The organism is Pseudomonas sp. S1(2024) (genome assembly GCF_046557535.1).
This window is the reverse complement of the sequence record NZ_JBKGFP010000030.1, coordinates 1-22,259: the sequence shown is the minus strand read 5'-3', so window position 1 is coordinate 22,259 and position 22,259 is coordinate 1. Positions and strand designations below refer to the sequence as shown.

Genomic DNA, 22,259 nt, shown 5'->3' with positions numbered 1-22,259 from the left:
CGTTCTAACCATGGCGCCGCTTCGCGGGCAAGCCCGCCCCTACACGCCCGAAACCGGGCGAGGGTGCATGACAGCGCGCTGACGCTCTTGCTGAAGGAACTTCATGATGATCGGGGCGACGGCCTCGGCTCGGGTGATCAGGAACAGATGGCCGTCGTCGATAATGTGTAGCTGGGCATTGGGAATTCGCCAGGCCAGCAGGCGCATGTTGATCAGCGGGATCAACGGGTCGTCGTCGCCTGCCAGCACCAGGGTCGGCTGCTGGATCTTGTGCAGCCAATGGATGCTGGTCCAGCCAAGCCCGGCGAACAGCTGCCAGTAGTAGCCCATCTTGCCGCCGGATCGCACCTTGGCGGCGTGCTGCATGGCCAGGTCCGGGTCACGCCGGAAGCCGCCGCCATAGATCGTCGGCGCAATGCGGATGACATGCGACGGCTGCACGTAGCGCCGCGGGCTGGCCATCATCCACAGCACCTTGGGCTTGCCCGGCACCATCACCGCACCGGCGGCAGTGGCGGCCAGCACCAGCTTCTTGCAGCGCTCGGGGTAGTCGTGGGCGAACTGCTGGGCCAGGGCGCCGCCCCACGACACGCCGATGGCATTGACCTGGCCGTAGTCGAGGTAGTCGAGCATGCGTGCCGTCAGCTTGGCCAACCCGGGGAAGCGGTAAGGGTGGCGCGGCGTGGACGAGCCGCCGACCCCGGGCACGTCAAAGGCGATGACTTCCAGGTCCGGGTCCAGCGCCTCGATGAACGGAAACACCAGCTCCAGGTTGGCGCCGATGCCGTTGAAGATCAGCAGCGGCGTCAGATGCGACTTGCCCGGGCGGACGGCGGTGCGGATGGACTGGTTGTCCAGCTCGACGGTCCTGAAGATATAGGGTTGCGGCATGCGCGTGACTCATGGGGTGAAATGAACACCGTGGCGCCCCGCAGGGGGCCACGGCGCTGCAGCTCAACGCTCGTGAACGTAGGTGCCCGGGGATGCCTCGCCAGCGGCATAGGCACGGTTGCCCAGGCGGGTCGGTGCCTTTTTCAGCTCGCCGGCACGTTCGCCCAGCCAGCTTTGCCAGTGCAGCCACCAGGAGTCCGCATGCTTGGTAGCGTTTTCTTGCCAGGCCACCGGGTCACCCGGGCGATCGGCACCGGTCATGAAGCGCGCCTTGGGGTTGCCTGGCGGGTTGAGGATGCTCTGGATATGGCCGCTGTTGGACAGCACGAATTCGATCTTGCCGCCGAACAGGTGCGCCGAGCGGTAGCACGACTGCCAAGGGGTAATGTGGTCATTGGTGCCGGCGAGGCTGTAGATGTCGCATTTGACCTGTTTCAGATCGATCGGAGTGCCGCACACTTCCAGGGCGTCCGGGCGCGTCAGCGGGTTGCTCTTGAACATCTCGATCAGGTCGCCATGGAAGGCGGCCGGCAGGCGCGTGGTGTCGTTGTTCCAGAACAGGATGTCGAACACCGGCGGCTCGTTGCCGAGCAGGTAGTTGTTGACCCAGTAGTTCCAGATCAGGTCGTTGGGGCGCATCCAGGCGAACACCTTGGCCATCTCGCTGCCTTCGAGCACGCCGGCCTGGTAGGAGTGGCGCTTGGCGGCCTCCAGGGTCTGCTCGTCGACGAACAGGGCGACCTGGTTGTCCATGGTGGTGTCCAGCACGCTGACCAGCAGGGTCAGGGCATTGACCTTGTTCTCGCCTAGCGCGGCATAGTGGCCGACCAATGCCGTGCAGGTGATGCCGCCGGAGCAGGCACCGAGCATGTTCAAGTCCTTGCTGCCGGTTATCGCCAGCACCGCGTCGACCGCCTCCTTGAGCGCATCGATATAGGTGGACAGGCCCCATTCGCGCTGGGCTTTGGTCGGGTTGCGCCAGCTGATGATGAAGGTCTGCTGCTGTGAGCGCAGGCAGTAGCGCGCCAGGCTCTTTTCCGGGCTCAGGTCGAATACGTAGAACTTGTTGATTTGCGGCGGCACCACCAGTAGCGGGCGGGCATGCACCTGCTCGGTGATGGGGCTGTACTGGATCAGCTCCAGCACATCGTTGCGGTACACCACGGCGCCTTCACTGGTGCCCAGGTTCTTGCCCACCTCGAAGGCGTCCATGTTCACCTGGCTGGGCATGCCGCCGTTGTTGACCAGGTCCTTGGCCAGGTTGGACAGGCCATCGAGCAGGCTCTTGCCGCCTGTTTCGAAAAAGCGTTTGACCGCTGCCGGGTTGGACAGGGTGTTGGTCGGCGCCATGGCTTCGGTCATCAGGTTGATGACGAACTGGCCACGGCTGATGTCTTGGGGCGAAAGGTCACTGCTGCCGATCCAGTCCTGCAGCTCCTTGCGCCAGGCCAGATAGGTTTGCAGGTAGCGGCGGTAAAGTGGGTTGTTGCTCCATGCCGGGTCATTGAAGCGACGGTCGTCGCTTTCCGGGGCAAGGCTGGACTTGCCCAGCAGCACGTTCTTCAGCTCCAGGCCAAAGTGGGCCACATGCTTGGCGCTGTGCAGCGGTTGGCGCACGGCCTGGCGCAGCACGGTGCGTGCCGAGCTCAACAGGTCCTTGCGACGGATACCGATGACCGGGTTCAGCCCCAGGGTGTTTTCCGAGGCCTGCCGCTGCAGCTCATCGTTGTTCTTGTTACTCATCTACGACGCTCCGTTGTCCTGAGACGAGTACCGGTTGCTGTGGCGGGTGCACAGTTCTGAGCCCGGTACTGCTACTCGGGTGACCAGTGATAAGGAACAGCGGTGCTGCGAGGGTTCTGGCTACCTGCAATTTGATGCAGGGAACTTGCCACCCCCCATTGGTTACCCGACTTTCATGTAATGCGCAAGACAGCCCGTCACTGGGCTGTCTGTAAGGTATTCAAACAAATGAATTTAGAAAATGCGCTCTAAATCCTGAAGGCCTTGCGCTAGAGCATGAGTTTGACCACCGACTCGGCGGGGTCGCGGGATTTGCCGGCTTTGTGCAGTTCGTCGAGGTACTCGGCCCACAGCTGTTCCTGGCGCAGGCACAGCTGCTCGAGGTATTCCCAGGTGAACAGGCCGCTGTCATGGCCGTCGTCGAAGGTCAGTTTCAGTGCGTATTGCCCGGCAGGTTCCAGCCCGCTGAGGCCGACGTTGATCTTGCCGAACTGCAGGATGGGGTTGCCGTGGCCCTGGACCTCGGCGGAGGGGGAGTGCACGCGCAGGAATTCGGCGGGCAGGTGGTAGACCTCGCCGGGGGCGTAGGTGAGGCTGAGGGTTTTCGAGGCTTTGTGCAGGTTGATGGCGGTGGGCAGGCGGGCCATGGCTGGAATCTCTCGGGAGCTGATAGTGCACAGCTTCGGGAGATTCGGGCCGTTGGGAAAGGGGCGCCTCGGCAGCCAAACGACGGAAAAGCCAGCTCCCACAGGTACTCCACAGGTTCAGGATTGTGAAGTACCTGTGGGAGCTGGCTTGCCGGCGATTGGGCCGCAAAGCGGCCCCGTGCGGTCTTACAGGATGTAACGCGACAGGTCTTCGTTCTGCGCCAGCTCACCCAGGTGGCTGTTCACGTACGCCGCGTCGATCTGGATCGGCGCTTCGTCATGGGTGCTGGCCAGGTCGCCAGCGCTGAACGACACCTCTTCGAGCAAACGCTCGAGCAGGGTGTGCAGGCGGCGGGCACCGATGTTCTCGGTCTTCTCGTTCACCTGGTAGGCAATCTCGGCCAGGCGCTTGATACCGTCGGCGAGGAACTCGATATTCAGGCCTTCGGTCTTGAGCAGGGCCTGGTACTGTTCGGTCAGCGACGCGTGCGGCTCCTGCAGGATGCGCTCGAAGTCTTCCGGGGTCAGGGCCTTGAGCTCCACACGGATCGGCAGGCGGCCTTGCAGTTCGGGCACCAGGTCGCTCGGCTTGCTCAGGTGGAACGCACCCGAGGCAATGAACAGGATGTGGTCGGTCTTGACCATGCCCAGCTTGGTGTTGACGGTGCAGCCTTCGATCAGCGGCAGCAGGTCGCGCTGCACGCCTTCACGGGACACGTCGGCGCCGCCAACATTGCCGCGCTTGGCAACCTTGTCGATTTCGTCGATGAACACGATGCCGTGCTGCTCGACAGCTTCCAGGGCCTTGGCCTTGAGCTCTTCCTCGTTGACCAGGCGGCTCGCTTCTTCATCGCGAACCATCTTCAGCGCTTCTTTCACCTTCAGCTTGCGCGCCTTGCGCTTGCCTTTGCCCATGTTGGCGAACAGGCTCTGCAGCTGGTTGGTCATTTCTTCCATGCCGGGCGGCGCGGCAATTTCGACGCCCACGGCATCGGCCACTTCGATCTCGATTTCCTTGTCGTCCAGCTGGCCTTCGCGCAGGCGCTTGCGGAACAGCTGGCGGGTGTTGGAATCGGTGCTGGTCTGCGCGGCTTCCTCGGCGAAGCTGCTGACCCGCGCCTGCGGCAGCAGGGCATCGAGGATGCGGTCTTCGGCGGCGTCTTCGGCGCGGTGGCGCACGCGGATGATCTCTTGCTCACGCAGCATCTTCAATGCTGCATCGGCCAGGTCACGGATGATCGACTCGACGTCGCGGCCCACGTAGCCCACTTCGGTGAACTTGGTGGCTTCGACCTTGAGGAACGGCGCGTTGGCCAGCTTGGCCAGGCGGCGGGCGATTTCGGTCTTGCCGACGCCGGTAGGGCCGATCATCAGGATGTTCTTCGGGGTCACTTCGGCGCGCAGCTCGGCGGGGAGCTGCATGCGCCGCCAGCGGTTGCGCAGGGCGATTGCCACGGCGCGCTTGGCGTCGTCCTGGCCGATGATGTGGCGGTTGAGTTCGTGGACGATCTCGCGGGGGGTCATGGACATGATCAATAGGGTCCTCGGGCAGAATGATTCAGCGTGGAAAAGCCCCATCACCGGGATGGAGCGCCAGAACAGCTGATCAGTCGGCCAGGTCCTGCTCCTCGATGGTCAGGTTGTGGTTGGTGAACACGCAGATGTCGCCGGCGATGTTCAGGGCGGTCTCGGCGATTTCACGGGCCGAGAGGTCGGTCTTGTTCAGCAGGGCGCGTGCTGCGGCCTGGGCGTAGGCGCCGCCGGAACCCATGGCGATCAGGCCGTCTTCGGGTTCGACCACATCGCCGTTGCCGGTGATGATCAGGGAGGCGTCCTTGTTGGCCACGGCCAGCATGGCTTCCAGGCGGCTCAGGGAACGGTCGGTACGCCATTCCTTGGCCAGCTCGACGGCGGCGCGGACCAGGTGGCCCTGATGTTTTTCAAGCTGGCCTTCAAAGCGCTCGAAAAGGGTGAACGCATCGGCGGTGGCGCCGGCGAAGCCCGCGATGACCTGGCCGTGGTACAGGCGGCGCACCTTCTTGGCGTTGCCTTTCATCACGGTGTTGCCGAGGGATACCTGGCCGTCGCCGCCCATGACGACTTTGCCGTTACGGCGGACAGAAACGATGGTGGTCAAGGGGAGAGTCTCCACGCAGCGGGGCGAAAGTGCCTGATGCAGACTCATATGGGGGTGGGGGGAAGGATTTCAACCGTGGGGGATGAATGGTCGCGCATGGCAGGGGGAACCCTGCAAGGGCATTCGCGGGCGTGCCCGCGAAGAACTTCACTCAGGCCTCGTGGCAGACATGCCCATCGACCAAGGTATAACGCACCGCACCCGGCAGGCAGTGGCCGATGAACGGGCAGTTCTCGCCGCGCGAGAACCACTGCTCGCCGGCCACGGTCGAGGCTTGCGGGTCGAACAGCACCAGGTCGGCCGCGCCTCCCACTTTCAGCTCGCCAGCCGGCAGGCGCAGGGCTGCCGCCGGGCCGCTGCTCAGGCGGGCCAGCAAGGTTGGCAGGTCGAGCAGGCCGTCCTGCACCAGGGTCATGGCCAGCGGCAACAATAGTTCGACACTGCTGATGCCCGGCTCGGTGGCGCCGAACGGGGCCAGCTTGGCGTCGCGCTCGTGTGGCTGGTGATGGCTGGAGATCGCTTGGATCACGCCCGACTTCACCGCCGCACGCAGGCCGTCACGGTCGGCGGCGGTGCGCAGCGGTGGCTGCACGTGGTACAGGCTGGAGAACTCACGCAGCGACTCGTCGGTAAGGATCAGTTGGTACAGCGCCACATCGGCGGTCACCGGCAGGCCAAGCTGCTGGGCCTGCTCGATCAGCCGCGCGCCACGGGCGCTGGTGATCTGGGTGAAGTGCGCACGCACGCCGGTCTGTTCCACCAGCAGCAGATTGCGCGCCAGGGCCACGGTCTCGGCGGTTTCCGGAATGCCCGGCAGGCCGAGGAAGCTGGCCATGGCACCTTCGTGAGCCAGGCCGCCTTGGGCCAGGTCGCGGTCCTGGGAATGGAACACCACGGTCAGGTCGAAGGTGGCGGCGTATTCCAGGGCGCGGGCCAGGGTACGGTTGTTGGGGATTTCCTTCAGGCCATTGCCGAAGGCCACGCAGCCGGTGTCGCGCAGTGCCACCAGCTCGGCCAGTTGCTCGCCTTCCAGGCCCTTGGTCAGGGCGCCGATCGGGTAGACCTTGCTGTTGGCGGCCTCGCGGGCGCGGTCAAGGATAAGCTCGGCCACGGCCGAGGTGTCCAGCACCGGCTTGGTCTGCGGCGGGCAGCACAGGCTGGTGACACCGCCGGCGACGGCGGCGCGGGTTTCACTGGCGATGTTGCCTTTGCGGCTGTAGCCCGGCTCGCGCAGGGACACGCCGAGGTCGACCAGGCCGGGTGCGGCGACCAGGCCATCAGCCTGGATCGTGCGGCTGGCGCTGAAGCCAGCCGGGGCTGCACCGATGGCGGCAATACGGCCGCCGTCCAGGTGCAGGTCGGTGACCTGGTCCAGGCCGCTGTTCGGGTCGATGACCCGGGCGCCGAGAATACTGATGGTCACTGGGCGTTCTCCTGGTCGAATTGACGTTGCGCGTTCTGCCCGCTCATGGCCATGGACAGCACTGCCATGCGCACGGCGATGCCGTAGGTGACCTGGTTGAGGATCACCGAGTGCTTGCCGTCGGCCACCGCCGACTCGATTTCCACGCCACGGTTGATCGGGCCCGGGTGCATGACGATGGCGTCGGGCTTGGCGCCGGCCAGGCGCGCGGTGGTCAGGCCGAACAGGCGGTAGAACTCGCCTTCGCTGGGCAGCAGGCCGCCGGCCATGCGCTCACGCTGCAGGCGCAGCATGATCACCACGTCGACGTCCTTCAGGCCTTCGGCGAGGTCCGTGTAGACCTTCACGCCGTACTGCTCGATACCGATCGGGATCAGGGTTTTCGGGCCGATCACGCGGATGTCCGGGCAGCCCAGCGCTTTGAGCGCCAGCATGTCGGAGCGGGCCACGCGCGAGTGCAGGATGTCGCCGACGATGGCCACCGACAGGTTCTCGAAGCTGCCCTTGTGGCGGCGGATGGTGAGCATGTCGAGCATGCCTTGGGTCGGGTGCGCGTGGCGGCCGTCACCGCCGTTGATCACGGCAACTTCCGGGCACACATGCTCGGCGATGAAGTGCGCAGCCCCGGAGTCGGAGTGGCGCACCACGAACATGTCGGCGGCCATGGCTTCGAGGTTGCGCAGGGTATCGAACAGGGTTTCGCCCTTGCTGGTCGAGGAGGTCGACACGTTCAGGCTGATCACGTCGGCCGACAGGCGTTGGGCCGCCAGTTCGAACGTTGTACGGGTACGGGTGGAGTTCTCGAAGAACACGTTGCACACAGTCTTGCCGCGCAGCAACGGGACTTTCTTCACGGCGCGGGCACCGACTTCCAGGAAGGAGTCGGCGGTGTCGAGGATCTCGGTGAGCAGTTCGCGGGGCAAACCGTCGAGCGAGAGGAAGTGGCGCAGCTGGCCCTGATCATTGAGCTGCAGCGGGCGCTTGGCGTCGATTGGCGTCATCGCGGGGGACTCTTAAAGGGCGGAAGCGGAGGCGAGGTCCTGGCGCTCGAGGGCGAGCGGTGCGGGTCCGGTCAATTTTACCCGTTCATTGGGGGGCAGCGACAGGGTGGCGCCGAGTACATTCGGGCGGATTGGCAGTTCGCCGGCATCCAGGTCCAGCAGGCAGACCAGGGTGACGCTGGCCGGGCGGCCATAATCGAACAGTTCGTTGAGCGCGGCGCGTACCGTGCGGCCGCTCATCAGCACGTCATCCACCAGCACCAGGTGCTGGCCCTCGACCTCGAACGGCAGCTCGGACGGGCGCACTTGCGGGTGCAGGCCGTTCTGGCTGAAGTCGTCGCGATAGAACGAGACGTCCAGAGTGCCCATGGGGCTGGTGTCGCCCATGGCTTCCTGCAGGGCCTGGGCAACCCAGACGCCGCCGGTGCGGATACCGATGTAGCGCGGCTCGGTAATTGCCCGGCGCGCCAGGTGGGCACGAAGGTCGACAGCCATCTGCCGAATCAGGTCGGCGGGATTGGGTAGGCTCATTGCGGGCTCCTCGGAAGGGTGCGCCGGGCGGGGCCGGCGGCAAAGATGATCAGGTATTGGCCTCCAGCCAGCCTTGCAGCAACAGGGCGGCGGCGATGGCATCGACCGGGTTGTCGCGGTAGCTGCCGCGCTGGCCGCCACGGGCCATGCGCTCGCCCTTGGCCTCGAAGGTGGTCAGGCGTTCGTCGTGGGTGTGCACGGGCAGGTTGAAGCGGCCGTTCAGGCGGCGGGCGAACTTTTCTGCGCGGGCGCTCATTTCGCTGGGGGTGCCGTCCATGTTCAGCGGCAGGCCGACGACGATGGCGTCGGGCTTCCATTCGGCAATCAGCTTTTCCACCTGGGCCCAGTCCGGCACGCCATTCTGTGCCTTCAGAGTGCAAAGCTCGCGGGCCTGGCCGGTAACCACCTGGCCGACGGCTACGCCGATCTGTTTGCTGCCGTAGTCGAAGCCCAGCAGCAGACGCAGTTCAGGGTGCAGTTCGGCCATCAGGCGTGGCCCGCCTGGCTGGTCAGCAGGTTCAGGTTGATCCCCAGGCTGGCGGCGGCGGCTTCCAGGCGCAGGTCGCTGGTCAGGCCGAAGATGATTTCAGGGTCGAACGGGCAGTTGAGCCAGGCGTTGTCGGCAAGCTCCGCTTCCAGTTGGCCCGCTTCCCAGCCGGCATAGCCCAGGGTGATCAGGCTCTGTTTCGGGCCTACCCCGGCGGCGATGGCAAGCAATATATCCTGCGAGGTGGTCAGCGACAGCCCTTCCAGCGCCACGGTGGCCTGGAAACTGCATTCGCTGCTGTGCAGCACGAAGCCACGGTCGGTCTGTACCGGGCCACCTTGGTAGATCGGCACCTGCAAGGTGCTGGCCGGTGGCATTTCGTCCGGGCGCAGCTGCTCGAGGATGTCGGCCAGGTTCAGCTCCTGCGGCCGGTTGACCACCAGGCCCATGGCGCCATGGGCGTTGTGCTCGACGATGTACGTGAGGGTCTGGGCGAAGTTCGGATCGGCCATGTGCGGCATGGCGATCAGGAACTGATGCTTGAGGTAGCTCGGCGTGAGGGTTTTCATGGGGGATAGTGTGGCGCCAGGTGGCGAGGCTGACAAGGTGCGGTTTTGTGTCGATCGTGCCGGCCTCTTCGCGGGCACGCCCGCTCCCACAGGAACCTCACAGTAGCTGAACCCAGCGGAGATCCTGTGGGAGCGGGCATGCCCGCCAAAGGGCCGGTACAGCCAGCAAATCAGTTACTGGACAAACGGTCCCCACGGGCAAAGCGCCAGGTGCGGATGATCTCCAGCCGGTCAAACTCGGCCAGGTCCCCGGTAAACGGCGCAAACGGCGCCGCCAGCCGCACGATGCGCTGCGCCGCCTGGTCAAGCACCGGTTGCCCGGACGACTCCAGCACCAGTACCTCGTACAACGAGCCATCGCGGTTGATCGACACCATCATGCGCAGGTTGCCGTAGATCTGTTGCCGGCGCGCTTCATCGGGGTAGTTCAGGTTGCCCACCCGCTCGACCTTCTTGCGCCACTCTTCCTTGTACCAGGCCCCCTTGTCGCGCATGGTCGAGGCGGCATTGAGCCGGTGGATGCGCGGGCGCTTGGCGTACATCTGCTGCTCGTTGGACAGCTCCGCCTCCAGGCTGGCGATCTGGCTGGACAACTGCGAGCTGTCGAAGTCCGGTGCCGGGGCTGCCGGCTTGGGCTGTGGCTTGCTTTCCCTGGGCTTGGGCTCGACCTTCTGTGGCTTGGGCGCCGTGGTCACTACCGCCGACTTCTGCGGGACAGGGGGCGGTACCACCTCGGGCTTCGCGGCGGGTGGCGGGGTGATCTTGTTGATCTTGCTGTCCTGGAACGGTGCCAGTTCGGTGGTCTTGGGCACCGCTTTCTTGTCCAGGGTGCCGCTGCCCTGCTGGTTGTCCTGGGCCTGGAAATCGGCCTTCTCCGGCGGTTTCTCGCTCTTGAAGGTGGCCAGGGTGATGTCCATGGTGTGGCGGATTTCTGCAGGCTTGACCACGCTGAAGCCGACGCCGAGGATCAGCGCCAGGTGCACCAGGGCAGCCAGGAACAGGGTAAAGCCGAGCCGGTCCACCGGGCGAACACGGGGGGGCAGCAGGTCGGCGGGGATGTCAGCGGGCAGCGTCATCGGGTTTCCAGCAACCGCAGGGCGGGGCAGCAGGCCAGGCTAAAAGGACCCGCATCATACCCCACTCTGGGTTGTTGCCGTGCGTCGGCGGTCAGCGCGCCTTCAGCTGGCGATCAATGGCATCCATCAATTGCCCGCCGATATTGGTGTTGTAGGCGGCATCGATCTCGCGGATGCAGGTGGGGCTGGTGACGTTGATTTCGGTGAGGTAGTCGCCGATCACGTCCAGGCCCACGAACATCAGGCCCTTCTCGCGCAGGGTCGGGCCGACCTGGGCGGCGATCCAGCGGTCGCGGTCGGTCAGCGGGCGTGCTTCGCCACGGCCGCCGGCGGCCAGGTTGCCACGGGTCTCGCCGCTGGCCGGGATACGCGCCAGGCAGTAGTCCACCGGCTCGCCGTCGATCATCAGGATGCGTTTGTCGCCGTCCTTGATCTCGGGCAGGTAGGCCTGCGCCATGATCTGCTGGCCGCCGTGCTGGGTCAGGGTCTCGAGGATCACCGACAGGTTAGGGTCACCCGGGCGGTGGCGGAACACCGAGGTGCCGCCCATGCCGTCCAGCGGCTTGAGGATCACGTCGCCGTGGGTTGTGGCGAATTCGCGCAGGATGTCGGCGCGACGGCTGACCAGGGTCGGCGCCATGCACTGCGGGAACTGGGTGGCGAACAGTTTTTCGTTGCAGTCGCGCAGGCTCTGCGGGCGGTTGACCACCAGTACCCCCTCGCGCTCGGCCTGCTCCAGCAGGTAGGTGCTGTAGACGAACTCCATGTCGAAGGGCGGGTCCTTGCGCATCAGGATCACGTCCAGCTCGGCCAGCGCGCTGTCCTGCTCCTCGCCCAGCTCGAACCAGCGGGCCGGGTCGGCGAACACTTTCAGCGGGCGCATCTGCGCACGGGCCTGGCCGGCGCCCAGGTACATATCGCGCTGTTCCATGTAGAACAGGCTCCAGCCGCGCGCCTGTGCGGCCAGCAGCATGGCCAGCGAGCTGTCCTTCTTGTAGGAGATGGACGCGATGGGGTCCATGACAATGCCGAGGCGAACGCTCATGGGGTGGTTCCTCTTGGCGGCACGTGGCCGCGATGGATCGAAAGAAAAGTGGCTCAGGGTGGCGCCGTGAACGCCGCCGGTCAAGGGGCGCCGCAGATGGAACGGCCACCCGGAGTGTGCTAAAAATGCCAGTCATAGCGCTATACAACAGGCCTTTGGGGCTGCGCAGCAGCTCCAGGAATTCGGCATAAGCAGCGACGGTAGCCCAAGTGATGGAACAACCCCTGAAGGTGATGGTGATCGACGACTCGCGCACGATCCGCCGCACCGCACAGATGTTGCTCGGTGAAGCGGGCTGCGAGGTGATCACCGCCAGCGATGGCTTCGATGCCCTGGCCAAGATCGTCGACCACCAGCCCAGCATCATCTTCGTCGATGTGTTGATGCCGCGCCTGGACGGCTACCAGACCTGCGCGGTGATCAAGCACAACAGTGCCTTCAAGGACACCCCGGTCATTCTGCTGTCGTCACGTGACGGCCTGTTCGACAAGGCCCGCGGCCGGGTGGTCGGCTCCGACCAGTTCCTGACCAAACCGTTCAGCAAGGAAGAACTGCTCGACGCGATCCGCGCCCACGTGCCCGGTTTTGCCGCAGCCCAACAACACGCACCCTGACCGCGCCCCGCCATGGCACGGTCTTTCTTTCCTGATGGGGAACCAGCATGGCCCGAGTTCTGATTGTCGACGACTCGCCGACAGAGATGTACCGATTGACCGAATGGCTGGAAAAGCACGGCTACCAGGTGCTCAAGGCCAACAACGGTGCCGATGGCGTGGCCCTGGCACGGCAGGACAAGCCCGACGCGGTGTTGATGGACATCGTGATGCCCGGCATGAACGGCTTCCAGGCCACCCGCCAGCTCAGCAAGGACCCGGAAACCAGCACCATCCCGGTGATCGTGGTCACCACCAAGGACCAGGAAACCGACCGTATCTGGGCCACGCGCCAGGGCGCTCGTGACTTCCTGACCAAGCCGGTGGAAGAGGACGCGCTGATCGCCAAGCTCAAAGAAGTGCTCGGGGCTTGACCACCCGCCCGCAGGGCGCGTCGCTGACCGCCTTCGAGTTGTTGCTGGACATCGACCGGCGCTGCCGCCTGCTGGTCGCCGACCAGCCGCCGCAGGACAACCGCCTGCAACAGTGGAGCGGCATCGGCTTCCGCATAGCCGGGCAATGGTTCGTCGCGCCCATGGGCGAGGTTGCCGAGGTGCTGCGCGAACCGCGCAGCAGCCGCGTCCCCGGCGTGCAGCCGTGGGTGTGCGGGGTAGCCAACCTGCGCGGGCGGCTGTTACCGGTGATGGACCTGAGCAGTTTCTTCGGCCTGGGCCACGCCGCCCCGGGCAAGCAGCGGCGGGTGCTGGTGCTGGACCACGAGGACCTGTTCGTCGGCCTGCTGGTGGACGAGGTGCTGGGCCTGCAGCACTTTGCCCTCGACAGCCTGCAACTGTCGCCGCCACAGCCCTTGATCCGCGCCGCTGCACCTTTCGTGCAGGGGCATTTCCCGCGTGAACGCAACTGGGCGATCTTCAGCCCCTTCGCCCTGGCCCAGGCGCCGGGCTTTCTCGATGTGGCGTTATAGGACCTGCGAACGTGAACAAGCCTGCCACCCCCGTCACCACCGTGACCCCACGTACCCGCAGCATCGCGCAGATCACCGTGCTGTTCCTGATCCTGATCCTGTCGATCATTCTGCTGTTCGCCAACTTTGCCTACCTGAACACCCAGTCCAACTACGACAAGCAGTACATCGGCCACGCCGGCGAACTGCGGGTGCTGTCGCAGCGCATCGCCAAGAACGCCACCGAAGCCGCCACCGGCAAGGCCCTGGCCTTCAAGCTGCTGTCGGACGCGCGCAACGATTTCGAACGGCGCTGGGGCTACTTGCGTGAAGGTGACAAGTCCACCGGCCTGCCACCTGCGCCGCCCATGGTGCGTGACGAGATGGAAGCGGTACGCCGCGACTGGGAAAACCTGCGCAAGAACACCGACACCATCCTGGCCAGCGAGCAGACCGTGCTGTCGCTGCACCAGGTGGCGGCGACCCTGGCCGAGACCGTGCCGCAGTTGCAGGTGGAATACGAGAAAGTGGTCGAGATCCTGCTGCAGAGTGGCGCCCCGGCCAGCCAGGTGGCGGTGGCCCAGCGCCAGTTGCTGCTGGCCGAACGCATTCTCGGCTCGGTCAACACCGTGCTGGCCGGTGACGATGCCGCGGCCCAGGCGGCGGATGCCTTCGGCCGCGATGCCGGGCGCTTCGGCCAGGTGCTCGAGGGCATGCTCAGTGGCAACGCGGCGATCCAGGTGACCCGTGTCGAGGACGCCGATGCCCGTGCGCGCCTGGCTGAAATTGCCGAGCTGTTCCAGTTCGTTGCCGGCTCGGTGGATGAAATCCTCGAAACCTCGCCGGAACTGTTCCGCGTGCGCGAGGCTGCAGGCAACATCTTCAGCCTGTCGCAAACCCTGCTCGACGAGGCCTCGCACCTGGCCAACGGTTTCGAGAACCTGGCTGGCGGGCGCACGCTCGACACCGTCGGCGGCTATGTCCTGGGCCTTCTGGCGCTGGCTTCGATCATCCTCATCGGCCTGGTCATGGTACGCACCACCAACCGCCAGCTGCGTGAGACGGCGGAAAAGAACGAACGCAACCAGCAGGCGATCATGCGCCTGCTCGACGAAATCGAAGAGCTGGCTGACGGCGACCTGACCGTGACCGTATCGGTGACCGAAGACTTCACCGGCGCCATTGCCGACTCGATCAACTATTCCGTGGACCAATTGCGCGACCTGGTCGCCACCATCAACCACAGTGCCGTGCAGGTCGCTGCCGCCGTGCAGGACACACAGAACACCGCACGCCAGCTGGCCAAGGCCTCGGAGCACCAGGCCGAACAGATCAGCGAGGCTTCCGAGGCGGTTGGCGACATGGTCGAATCGATCGACCGGGTTTCGGCGCATGCCTACGAGTCGGCCAAGGTGGCCGAGCGCTCGGTGGCGATCGCCAACAAGGGCAACGAGGTGGTGCACAACACCATCAACGGCATGGACAACATTCGCGAACAGATCCAGGACACCGCCAAACGGATCAAGCGCCTCGGTGAGTCCTCCCAGGAAATCGGCGATATCGTCAGCCTGATCGACGACATTGCCGACCAGACCAACATCCTCGCTCTCAACGCGGCGATCCAGGCCTCGCTGGCCGGCGAGGCCGGCCGTGGGTTCGCCGTGGTCGCCGACGAAGTGCAGCGCCTGGCCGAGCGCTCGTCATCGGCCACCCGGCAGATCGAAGCGCTGGTGCGCACCATCCAGGCCGACACCAACGAGGCGGTGATATCCATGGAGCAGACCACCGCCGAGGTGGTGCGCGGTGCCCGCCTGGCCCAGGATGCCGGGGTGGCGCTGGCCGAGATCGAAGGCGTCTCGCAGAACCTCGCCGACCTTATCCACAGCATCTCCGATGCCGCCCAGCTGCAGACTTCGTCTGCCGGGCAGATCTCCCACACCATGGCGGTCATCCAGCAGATTACCGCGCAGACCTCCGCCGGCTCCGGCGCCACTGCCGACAGCATCCGCCACCTGGCACGCATGGCCAGCGAGATGCGCCGTTCGGTGTCCGGGTTCACCCTGCCACCACCAGCAGAACCCAAGTGAATAGCCCTACTGATGAGCTCTACTGAAAAGCCGCGCCGAGGAATGCCCATGGCTGTAGCAGCTGTAAGCCCCGAGCGCCACGACACCGTGGCGCTGGCCTGGACCAAAGCCGCCATCCTCGACTGCCTGGGCCAGGCGCGCCAGGCGCTGGAGCGCTTTGCCGGCGAGCCTGGCGACCTGTCGATGCTGGCATTCGTGGTCGACAACCTGCACCAGGTCCACGGCTGCCTGCGCATGCTCGAACTGCGCGGTGCCACGCGCCTGGCTGAAGAACTGGAGCTGTTCGCCAAGGCCCTGGCCGATGGTCAGGTCAGCCCCCGCGGTGATTGCCTGGGCGCGTTGTTCCGCGGCCTGGAGCAATTGCCATCGTATCTGGAACGCCTGCGCGGCGCCCGCCACGACCTGCCACTGGTGATGCTGCCGCTGCTCAACCAACTGCGTGCCTGCCGTGGCGAGGAGCCGTTGGCCCAGGCCAGCCTGATCAGCGGCGCCACCCAACGCTTTGCCGGTGCCGACGACCTGGCCAACCTCGACCTGTCGCTGGGCAACTGGCGCGAGCAGCTGCAGGCAGGGCCTGGCCGCGATGCCCTGCGCTCGGTGGTGACCGCGCTGTGCGACGACCTGATGCGCATCAAGGAGCGCCTGGACCAGTTCGTGCGTGGCGATCGCCAGCACAGCGAGCAACTCGATGCCCTGCTGGCACCGCTGCGCCACGTGGCCGACACCCTGGCGGTGCTTGGCTTCCAGCAGCCACGCCGGGTGATCATCGACCAGGTGCTGGCGCTGCAGGCCCTGGCCCAGGGCGAGCGGGCCGTGGACGACGCGGTGTTGATGGATGTAGCGGGGGCCCTGCTGTACGTGGAGGCCACGCTCAATGGCATGGTCGGCCCGCTGGAGGAAAACGGCCAGGGCGGCCTGCCGGGCTCGGACCTGGCCGAAATCCGCCAGCTGGTGTTGAACGAGTCGCTGAATGTGCTGCAGCAGGCCAAGGACCTGATCGGCGATTGCCTGGAATCCGGCTGGCCTCGGCAACGCCTGCAACCTTTGCCAGGGCTGTTGCAGCAGATTCGTGGTGCACTGGCGATGTTGATGCTGCCGACCGTGGCCGAGCTGTTTGCTGGTTGCGCCAGCTATGTGCAGCGGTGGCTGCAGCACCTGGAGGTGGAGCCGCCAGCCGATGAGCTGACGCACTTGGCCGAGGCCCTGAGCGCCGCCGAATGCTACCTGCAATGGCGGGTGGCGGACCCATTGGCGGATGGCCAGCCCTTCATCGACATGGCGCGCGCCAGCCTGGCGACACTGGGTGTGCACTGCGCGATGGTCGAGGCCACCGCAGGCCAGGATGGCAGCGCTGATGGCATCGATGACGAGCTGCGTGAAGTGTTTCTCGACGAGGCCGGTGAACTGCTGCCGGAAATCGAGCGCCACTGGTTGCGCTGGCGTGCCGACAACCAGCAGCGCGAGGCACTGGGAGAAGTACGCCGCGCCTTGCATACGCTCAAGGGCAGCGGCCGCATGGTGCATGCCGAGGCGGTGGCCGAGCTGGCCTGGGGCGCAGAACACCTGCTGAACCGGGTACTCGAGGGCCGCAGCGTGCTCAGCCCGGAAGGCGTGGTGGCCCTGCAGCAGGTATTCGTCTACCTGCCCGACCTGCTGGCCGACTTCGCCGCAGGCCAGTTGCCGCAACTGACGGAAATCGAGCAACTGGCCGGGCACCTGCATGCCCTCGCCGAAAACGATGCCCCGGTGGCGGCCGACATCGACGGCCTCGATCCGCAACTGCTCGACATTTTCCGCAGCGAGGCGCAGGGCCACCTGGCCAGCCTGGATGCTTTCCTGCAGGGCGCCGACGGCCACGATACGCAGGTCAGCGATGGCCTGCAGCGCGCCCTGCATACGCTCAAGGGCAGTGCCGCCATGGCCGGGGTGATGCCGGTCGCCGAACTGGCCACCGCCTTCGACCGCCTGGCACGTGAATACAAGGGTCATCAATTGCCCCTGCAAATGGCCGAGATCGAATGGCTGGAAGCTGCGCGCTCGCTGTTCCACCTGGGCCTGGCGCAACTCGACAGCACGCCGCTGGCGGCCATCCCCGGTGCCGCGGAGCTGATCGAGCAGGTCGGCCAGGCGGTGGACGCGCACCTGGCCAGCTTGCATGACGACCCGCAGCATGCGCGGCGCAGCAAGCGCGACCCGCAGTTGATCGCCAGTTTCCTGGCCCAGGCCATGGATATCCTGCTGGATGCCGAGTCGTTGCTGTCGCGCTGGCAGGAACAGCCCGGCCAGCGCGATGCGCTGGACACCCTGCTCGACGAACTGACTACCCTGGGCCACGCCGCGCACCTGGCCGACCTGTGGCAGATGGATGACGTGTGCGAGGCCTTGCTCGACTTGTACGGCGCCGTGGAGGAGGGCAGCCTGCCCGCCGATGCACGGTTCTTCGCCCACGTGCAGCGGGCCCATGAAGCCCTGCTGGACATGCTCGACGAAGTGGCGGCCGGGCAGGACATCCCGCCAAGGCCAGAGCTGGTCGACAGCCTGCGCCACCTGCTGGGCCAGGCCCTGGCACCGGACGCCACTGGCCTGGTGGGCATCGACACGGTCACGCCGTTGCATCCGGACATGGACCTGGCCGATACCCTTGGCCTGGGGCCTGCGCACAACCCTTTGCTGCCGGCTGTGGCCGAGCCGCTGGTCGAAGAGCCGGAAAGCCCTGGCGAAGAGCTGCTGGAAGTGTTCCTCGAAGAAAGCTCGGACATCGTCGAGAGTGCCGCCGCAGCCCTGGCGCGCTGGCAGGCCGACCCGCGCAGCAGTGTCGAGGTGGACAACCTGATGCGCGACCTGCACACCCTGAAGGGCGTGGCGCGCATGGTCGAAATCGCGCCAATCGGCGACCTGGCCCACGAACTGGAGTTTCTCTACGAACTGCTGGCCGCAGGCCGTATGCCACCGAGCGCGCCACTGTTCGCCTTGCTGCAGAACTGCCATGACCGCCTGGCGCACATGCTCGATGCCGTGCGCCTGGGGCAACCGCTGCATGCCGCCACCGCGCTGATCGACTACATCCGCAACTTCAGCTTCTCGGCCCTGGCCGATAGCGCCGCCGGCCAGGGGCCGGTCGAAGCCGCAACCAGTGAGGCCCCGGCGGTGGCACCGGAGCGGGCACCGGGCGACATGGTCAAGGTCGATGCCGAGTTGCTCGACGATCTGGGCAACCTGGCCGGTGAGCACTCGATCATCCGTGGGCGCATCGAGCAGCAGGTCAACGATGCGCAGTTTACCCTCAATGAGATGGAAACCACCCTCGAGCGCATGCGCGATCAGTTGCTGCGGCTGGACATCGAGACCCAAGGGCGGATCTCCAGCCGGCAACAGTTCGAAGGCGATGCCTACGACGACTTCGACCCGCTGGAAATGGACCGCCACTCGCAACTGCAGCAGCTGTCGCGGGCCCTGTTCGAGTCTGCCTCGGACTTGCTCGACCTCAAGGAAACCCTGGCACAGCGCGCCCAGGAAGCCCACAGCCTGCTGCAGCAGCAAGCGCGGGTGAACAGCCAGTTGCAGGAAGGCCTGACCGCTACCCTGATGGTACCCTTCGAGCGCCTGGTGCCGCGCTTGCAGCGTGTGGTACGGCAGGTGGCCAGCGAGCTGGGCAAGCAGGTGGAGCTGGTGGTCGGCAATGCCGAGGGTGAACTCGACCGCAGCGTGCTCGAACGTATGGTGGCGCCGCTGGAGCACATGCTGCGCAACGCCGTCGACCATGGCCTGGAAAGCCGCGAAATGCGCCTGGCCGCGGGCAAGCCGGAGCAGGGCACCATTCACCTGAATCTGCTGCACGAAGGCGCGGATATCGTTATCGAAATGACCGACGACGGTGCCGGCGTGCCACTGGAAGCGGTGCGCCGCAAGGCCATCAAGCGCGGCCTGCTGGACCCGCAGGCGCAATTGAGCGATCACGAGATCCTTCAATTCATTCTGCGCCCGGGCTTTTCCACTGCCGAGAAGATCACCCAGATTTCCGGGCGTGGCCTGGGCATGGACGTGGTGCACGAGGAGGTCAAGCAGTTGGGCGGCTCGATGAGTATCGAGTCGGCCCAGGGCAAGGGCGCGCGCTTCCTGATCCGCCTGCCGTTCACCGTGTCGGTCAACCGCGCGCTGATGGTGCACCTGGGTGAAGAGCAGTACGCCATTCCGTTGAACACTATCGAGGGCATCGTCCGCGTGCCGCCGGCCGAACTGGCGGCGTGCTACCAGCTGGACGCCCCACGCTATGTGTACGCCGGCCACGAATACGAGCTGCGCTACCTGGGTGAGCTGCTGCAGGGCATGCCACGCCCGGCATTGCTCGGGCAGAGTGTGCCGCTGCCAGTGCTGCTGGTGCATTCCCAGGAGCAATCGTTCGCCATCCAGGCCGATAGCCTGTCGCCCAGCCGCGAGATCGTGGTGAAGAGCCTGGGGCCGCAGTTTGCCGCAGTTGCCGGGTTGTCGGGGGCAACGCTGTTGGGCGATGGTCGGGTGGTACTGATTCTCGACCTGCTGGGCCAGTTGCGTGGCCAGCAGCGGCGCCTGGCGCGCCTGCCGGGTGGCGGTGCGGCTCGGCGCCAGGTGTTCGGCCCGGCGCCACGGCGGGCGTTGCTGGTAATGGTGGTGGACGATTCGGTGACTGTGCGCAAGGTCACCAGCCGCCTGTTGGAACGCCACGGCATGAGTGTGCTGACGGCCAAGGACGGGGTCGATGCAATGGCCCTGCTGGAAGAACACCGCCCCGATGTGTTGCTGCTGGACATCGAGATGCCGCGCATGGACGGCTTCGAGGTGGCCACACGTATCCGCCGTGACGAGCGTCTGAAAGACTTGCCGATCATAATGATTACTTCGCGCACCGGGCAGAAGCACCGCGACCGCGCCATGGCCATCGGTGTCAACGAATACCTGGGCAAGCCGTATCAGGAGTCGGTCCTGTTGCAGAGCATTGCCCACTGGAGCCAGACCCATGCTTGAACTGATCGCCGGCCAACGCAGCAGCCTGACCGGGCTTTTGCTGCCGTTGGGTGACCGTACCCTGGTGTTGCCCAACGTGGCGGTGGCCGAGTTGAGTGGCCAGCGCAACGTGGTGTGCCAACGCGGCGAGCCGGCCTGGCACCTGGGCTGGATCGACTGGCGCCAGCAGCGCCTGCCGCTGATCGGCTTCGAAGCCGCGTGCGGTGGCGAGACACCCTGCGGCGAGCGGGCACGCGTGGTGGTGCTCAATGCCTTGGGTGATACCGGCCTGCGCTACCTGGCGTTGTTGCTGCAGGACATACCGCGCTCCTGCAAGCTCGACAGCCAGCTGAACTACGTGGACGTGGCGCTGGGTCGCCTGGAACTGGCGGCGGTGCAGGTGGGCGAACAGGTAGCGCGGGTACCGGACCTGGTCGGGCTGGAACGGCTGGTGCGTGACGCGGAACTGCAACCTGAGATTGGTTAGGATGTAAGGCACAGGGCCCTTTCGCGGGCACGCCCGCTCCCACAGGAAAATCATACACTTCAAGGCAAGTGGATACCTGTGGGAGCGGGCGTGCCCGCGAAGAGGCCATCAGCATCACAACAGGAACCCAGCCCACCTCAGGAGGTCTGTGTTTGCATGTACTACGGTGAACGCTTCAACGCCTGGACCCACCTGGTCGGTGCCGTCCTGGCCTGTATCGGTGCCATCTGGCTGATCGTGGTCGCGGGCCTGCAGGGCGACCCGTGGAAGATCGTCAGTTTCTCCATCTACGGCAGCACCTTGCTGTTGCTGTACAGCATTTCTACCCTGTACCACAGCACTCGCGGGCGGGCGAAGGTGATCATGCGCAAGCTCGATCACCTGTCGATCTATCTGCTGATAGCGGGCAGCTACACGCCGTTCTGCCTGGTCAGCCTGCGCGGGCCCTGGGGCTGGAGCCTGTTCGGGGTTGTCTGGGGGCTGGCGGTGATCGGCATGTTGCAGGAGATCAAGCCACGTTCCGAAGCGCGCATCCTGTCGATCATCATCTATGCGGTGATGGGCTGGATCGTGCTGGTGGCTGTCAAGCCATTGCTGCACTCGCTCGGCAGCGCCGGCTTTGCCTGGCTGGCTGCCGGCGGGGTGTTCTACACCGTCGGCATCATCTTCTTCGCCTTCGACAGCCGCTTCCGCCACTGGCATGGCATCTGGCACCTTTTCGTGATCGCCGGCAGCCTCATGCATTTCGTGGCGGTGTCGTTCTACGTGCGTTAGTTAAAAGTCACCCCACAGTTGCTGTGCCACCGACAGTGCCACCACCGGTGCGGTTTCGGTGCGCAGCACGCGTGGGCCGAGGCGTGCGGCGTGGAAACCGGCAGCCTTGGCCTGCTCGACCTCCGCTTCGCTCAGGCCGCCTTCGGGGCCGATCAGAAAGGCCAGGGTGGCCGGCTTGGCATGGCTGGTGAGCGGTTCGGCCACCGGGTGCAGGACCAGTTTCAGGTCGGCGTTGGCACTGTTCAGCCACTCGGCCAGGGTCACTGGCGGGTGGATGACCGGCAAGGTCGAGCGGCCGCATTGTTCGCAGGCGCTGATTGCCACCTGTCGCCAGTGGGCCAGGCGCTTGTCGGCGCGTTCGTCCTTCAGCCGCACTTCGCAGCGTTCGCTGACGATCGGGGTGATTTCGTTGGCGCCCAGCTCGGTGGCTTTCTGGATCGCCCAGTCCATGCGCTCGCCACGGGACAGGCCTTGGCCGAGGTGTACGTGCAGTGGTGAATCGGCCTGGCCGGCGAGGGCCTGGTCGAGGCTGACGCGCACGGTTTTCTTGCCCACTTCGAGCAACTGGCCGCGGTATTCCTGGCCACTGCCGTCGAACAGCTGCACGGCGTCGCCGGGGGCCATGCGCAGTACGCGGCCGATGTAGTGGGCCTGGGCTTCGGGCAGGTCATGCTCGCCAAGGCTCAGGGGGGCGTCGATGAAAAAGCGGGACAGTCTCATGGGTTTGCTCGGTAGAAGAGAGACGCAGACCCCCTGTGGGAGCGGGCGTGCCCGGGTCGCGGAAGTCGGGGTGGAAGTTGGCCGGTACGGCCACGCTGACGCTA

20 protein-coding genes are annotated in these 22,259 nt (G+C 65.5%); 7 read left to right on the top strand and 13 right to left on the bottom strand.

Features of this window, described 5'->3' with window-relative positions; genetic code table 11:
• Positions 1 to 39: 39 nt before the first annotated feature.
• The 12 genes from phaZ to gshB all read right to left on the bottom strand — a co-directional run bounded on the left by phaZ (position 40) and on the right by gshB (position 11,550).
• A complete protein-coding gene (gene phaZ / locus ACLCGK_RS09590) occupies positions 40 to 891 on the bottom strand; it encodes a poly(3-hydroxyalkanoate) depolymerase (protein ID WP_013974535.1) in 852 nt (283 codons plus the stop codon).
• A 63-nt stretch (positions 892 to 954) separates the two neighbouring features.
• Positions 955 to 2,634: a class II poly(R)-hydroxyalkanoic acid synthase gene (gene phaC / locus ACLCGK_RS09585; RefSeq protein ID WP_015272085.1), complete on the bottom strand. Its 1,680-nt coding sequence runs from the start codon at positions 2,632 to 2,634 to the stop codon at positions 955 to 957.
• Between the two features lie 269 nt (positions 2,635 to 2,903).
• On the bottom strand, positions 2,904 to 3,281 hold the full coding sequence (locus tag ACLCGK_RS09580; RefSeq protein WP_003249306.1) for a gamma-butyrobetaine hydroxylase-like domain-containing protein: 378 nt from the start codon (positions 3,279 to 3,281) through the stop codon (positions 2,904 to 2,906).
• A gap of 186 nt (positions 3,282 to 3,467) precedes the next feature.
• Complete coding sequence (hslU, locus tag ACLCGK_RS09575) at positions 3,468 to 4,811, bottom strand: ATP-dependent protease ATPase subunit HslU (RefSeq protein ID WP_015272084.1); 1,344 nt, start codon at positions 4,809 to 4,811, stop codon at positions 3,468 to 3,470.
• Between the two features lie 76 nt (positions 4,812 to 4,887).
• Positions 4,888 to 5,418, bottom strand: a complete 531-nt coding sequence (hslV, locus tag ACLCGK_RS09570; RefSeq protein WP_003249309.1) for an ATP-dependent protease subunit HslV — start codon at positions 5,416 to 5,418, stop codon at positions 4,888 to 4,890.
• A gap of 151 nt (positions 5,419 to 5,569) precedes the next feature.
• The gene (locus tag ACLCGK_RS09565; protein WP_015272083.1) at positions 5,570 to 6,841 is read right to left on the bottom strand and encodes a dihydroorotase; all 1,272 of its coding nucleotides are present in this window, start codon (positions 6,839 to 6,841) and stop codon (positions 5,570 to 5,572) included.
• Positions 6,838 to 7,842: an aspartate carbamoyltransferase catalytic subunit gene (locus tag ACLCGK_RS09560; RefSeq protein WP_003257774.1), complete on the bottom strand. Its 1,005-nt coding sequence runs from the start codon at positions 7,840 to 7,842 to the stop codon at positions 6,838 to 6,840. Before ACLCGK_RS09560 ends, ACLCGK_RS09565 begins: the two co-directional genes overlap by 4 nt.
• 12 nt (positions 7,843 to 7,854) lie before the next feature.
• Positions 7,855 to 8,373, bottom strand: coding sequence for a bifunctional pyr operon transcriptional regulator/uracil phosphoribosyltransferase PyrR (gene pyrR / locus ACLCGK_RS09555; RefSeq protein WP_397460317.1), 519 nt, complete (start codon positions 8,371 to 8,373; stop codon positions 7,855 to 7,857).
• 49 nt (positions 8,374 to 8,422) lie between these two features.
• Positions 8,423 to 8,860, bottom strand: coding sequence for a Holliday junction resolvase RuvX (gene ruvX / locus ACLCGK_RS09550; RefSeq protein WP_013974530.1), 438 nt, complete (start codon positions 8,858 to 8,860; stop codon positions 8,423 to 8,425).
• Positions 8,860 to 9,429 (bottom strand): YqgE/AlgH family protein, encoded by a 570-nt coding sequence (locus tag ACLCGK_RS09545; protein WP_015272081.1) that lies wholly within the window; start codon positions 9,427 to 9,429, stop codon positions 8,860 to 8,862. The genes ruvX and ACLCGK_RS09545 overlap by 1 nt, the downstream gene beginning before the upstream one ends.
• Positions 9,430 to 9,599: 170 nt before the next feature.
• Positions 9,600 to 10,505: an energy transducer TonB gene (locus tag ACLCGK_RS09540; protein WP_013974528.1), complete on the bottom strand. Its 906-nt coding sequence runs from the start codon at positions 10,503 to 10,505 to the stop codon at positions 9,600 to 9,602.
• 91 nt (positions 10,506 to 10,596) lie between these two features.
• A complete protein-coding gene (gshB, locus tag ACLCGK_RS09535) occupies positions 10,597 to 11,550 on the bottom strand; it encodes a glutathione synthase (protein WP_410951890.1) in 954 nt (317 codons plus the stop codon).
• Between the two features lie 212 nt (positions 11,551 to 11,762).
• Between gshB and ACLCGK_RS09530 the strand changes: the two genes are divergently transcribed.
• From ACLCGK_RS09530 to trhA, 7 genes are all read left to right on the top strand, one after another.
• Positions 11,763 to 12,164, top strand: a complete 402-nt coding sequence (locus ACLCGK_RS09530) for a PleD family two-component system response regulator (RefSeq protein WP_003257770.1) — start codon at positions 11,763 to 11,765, stop codon at positions 12,162 to 12,164.
• A 47-nt stretch (positions 12,165 to 12,211) separates the two neighbouring features.
• Positions 12,212 to 12,577 (top strand): twitching motility response regulator PilH, encoded by a 366-nt coding sequence (gene pilH / locus ACLCGK_RS09525; RefSeq protein WP_003257768.1) that lies wholly within the window; start codon positions 12,212 to 12,214, stop codon positions 12,575 to 12,577.
• Entirely contained in the window at positions 12,574 to 13,128 is a 555-nt protein-coding gene (locus ACLCGK_RS09520; protein WP_003257767.1) for a chemotaxis protein CheW, read from the top strand. Before pilH ends, ACLCGK_RS09520 begins: the two co-directional genes overlap by 4 nt.
• A gap of 11 nt (positions 13,129 to 13,139) precedes the next feature.
• Positions 13,140 to 15,194, top strand: a complete 2,055-nt coding sequence (locus ACLCGK_RS09515) for a methyl-accepting chemotaxis protein (protein ID WP_013974525.1) — start codon at positions 13,140 to 13,142, stop codon at positions 15,192 to 15,194.
• 48 nt (positions 15,195 to 15,242) lie between these two features.
• On the top strand, positions 15,243 to 20,195 hold the full coding sequence (locus ACLCGK_RS09510; protein ID WP_410951889.1) for an Hpt domain-containing protein: 4,953 nt from the start codon (positions 15,243 to 15,245) through the stop codon (positions 20,193 to 20,195).
• Positions 20,188 to 20,661, top strand: coding sequence for a chemotaxis protein CheW (locus ACLCGK_RS09505; RefSeq protein ID WP_015272077.1), 474 nt, complete (start codon positions 20,188 to 20,190; stop codon positions 20,659 to 20,661). The genes ACLCGK_RS09510 and ACLCGK_RS09505 overlap by 8 nt, the downstream gene beginning before the upstream one ends.
• A 156-nt stretch (positions 20,662 to 20,817) precedes the next feature.
• Positions 20,818 to 21,435 (top strand): PAQR family membrane homeostasis protein TrhA, encoded by a 618-nt coding sequence (trhA, locus tag ACLCGK_RS09500; protein ID WP_013974522.1) that lies wholly within the window; start codon positions 20,818 to 20,820, stop codon positions 21,433 to 21,435.
• Here trhA and ACLCGK_RS09495 read toward each other — a convergent pair whose 3' ends face one another.
• Positions 21,436 to 22,155, bottom strand: a complete 720-nt coding sequence (locus tag ACLCGK_RS09495) for a 16S rRNA (uracil(1498)-N(3))-methyltransferase (protein WP_013974521.1) — start codon at positions 22,153 to 22,155, stop codon at positions 21,436 to 21,438.
• Between the last annotated feature and the right edge of the window lie 104 nt (positions 22,156 to 22,259).

Bases quoted from the DNA above. Each gene is read 5' to 3' on its own strand.
- ACLCGK_RS09560 (WP_003257774.1), bottom strand. From the start codon at position 7,842: ATGACGCCAATCGACGCCAAGCGCCCGCTGCAGCTCAATGATCAGGGC.
- ACLCGK_RS09580 (WP_003249306.1), bottom strand. From the start codon at position 3,281: ATGGCCCGCCTGCCCACCGCCATCAACCTGCACAAAGCCTCGAAAACC.
- ACLCGK_RS09510 (WP_410951889.1), top strand. From the start codon at position 15,243: ATGGCTGTAGCAGCTGTAAGCCCCGAGCGCCACGACACCGTGGCGCTG.
- ACLCGK_RS09540 (WP_013974528.1), bottom strand. From the start codon at position 10,505: ATGACGCTGCCCGCTGACATCCCCGCCGACCTGCTGCCCCCCCGTGTT.
- pilH (WP_003257768.1), top strand. From the start codon at position 12,212: ATGGCCCGAGTTCTGATTGTCGACGACTCGCCGACAGAGATGTACCGA.
- pyrR (WP_397460317.1), bottom strand. From the start codon at position 8,373: ATGAGCCTACCCAATCCCGCCGACCTGATTCGGCAGATGGCTGTCGAC.
- phaC (WP_015272085.1), bottom strand. From the start codon at position 2,634: ATGAGTAACAAGAACAACGATGAGCTGCAGCGGCAGGCCTCGGAAAAC.
- ACLCGK_RS09505 (WP_015272077.1), top strand. From the start codon at position 20,188: ATGCTTGAACTGATCGCCGGCCAACGCAGCAGCCTGACCGGGCTTTTG.
- ACLCGK_RS09530 (WP_003257770.1), top strand. From the start codon at position 11,763: ATGGAACAACCCCTGAAGGTGATGGTGATCGACGACTCGCGCACGATC.
- hslU (WP_015272084.1), bottom strand. From the start codon at position 4,811: ATGTCCATGACCCCCCGCGAGATCGTCCACGAACTCAACCGCCACATC.
- ACLCGK_RS09495 (WP_013974521.1), bottom strand. From the start codon at position 22,155: ATGAGACTGTCCCGCTTTTTCATCGACGCCCCCCTGAGCCTTGGCGAG.
- gshB (WP_410951890.1), bottom strand. From the start codon at position 11,550: ATGAGCGTTCGCCTCGGCATTGTCATGGACCCCATCGCGTCCATCTCC.
- ACLCGK_RS09545 (WP_015272081.1), bottom strand. From the start codon at position 9,429: ATGAAAACCCTCACGCCGAGCTACCTCAAGCATCAGTTCCTGATCGCC.
- ruvX (WP_013974530.1), bottom strand. From the start codon at position 8,860: ATGGCCGAACTGCACCCTGAACTGCGTCTGCTGCTGGGCTTCGACTAC.
- trhA (WP_013974522.1), top strand. From the start codon at position 20,818: ATGTACTACGGTGAACGCTTCAACGCCTGGACCCACCTGGTCGGTGCC.
- phaZ (WP_013974535.1), bottom strand. From the start codon at position 891: ATGCCGCAACCCTATATCTTCAGGACCGTCGAGCTGGACAACCAGTCC.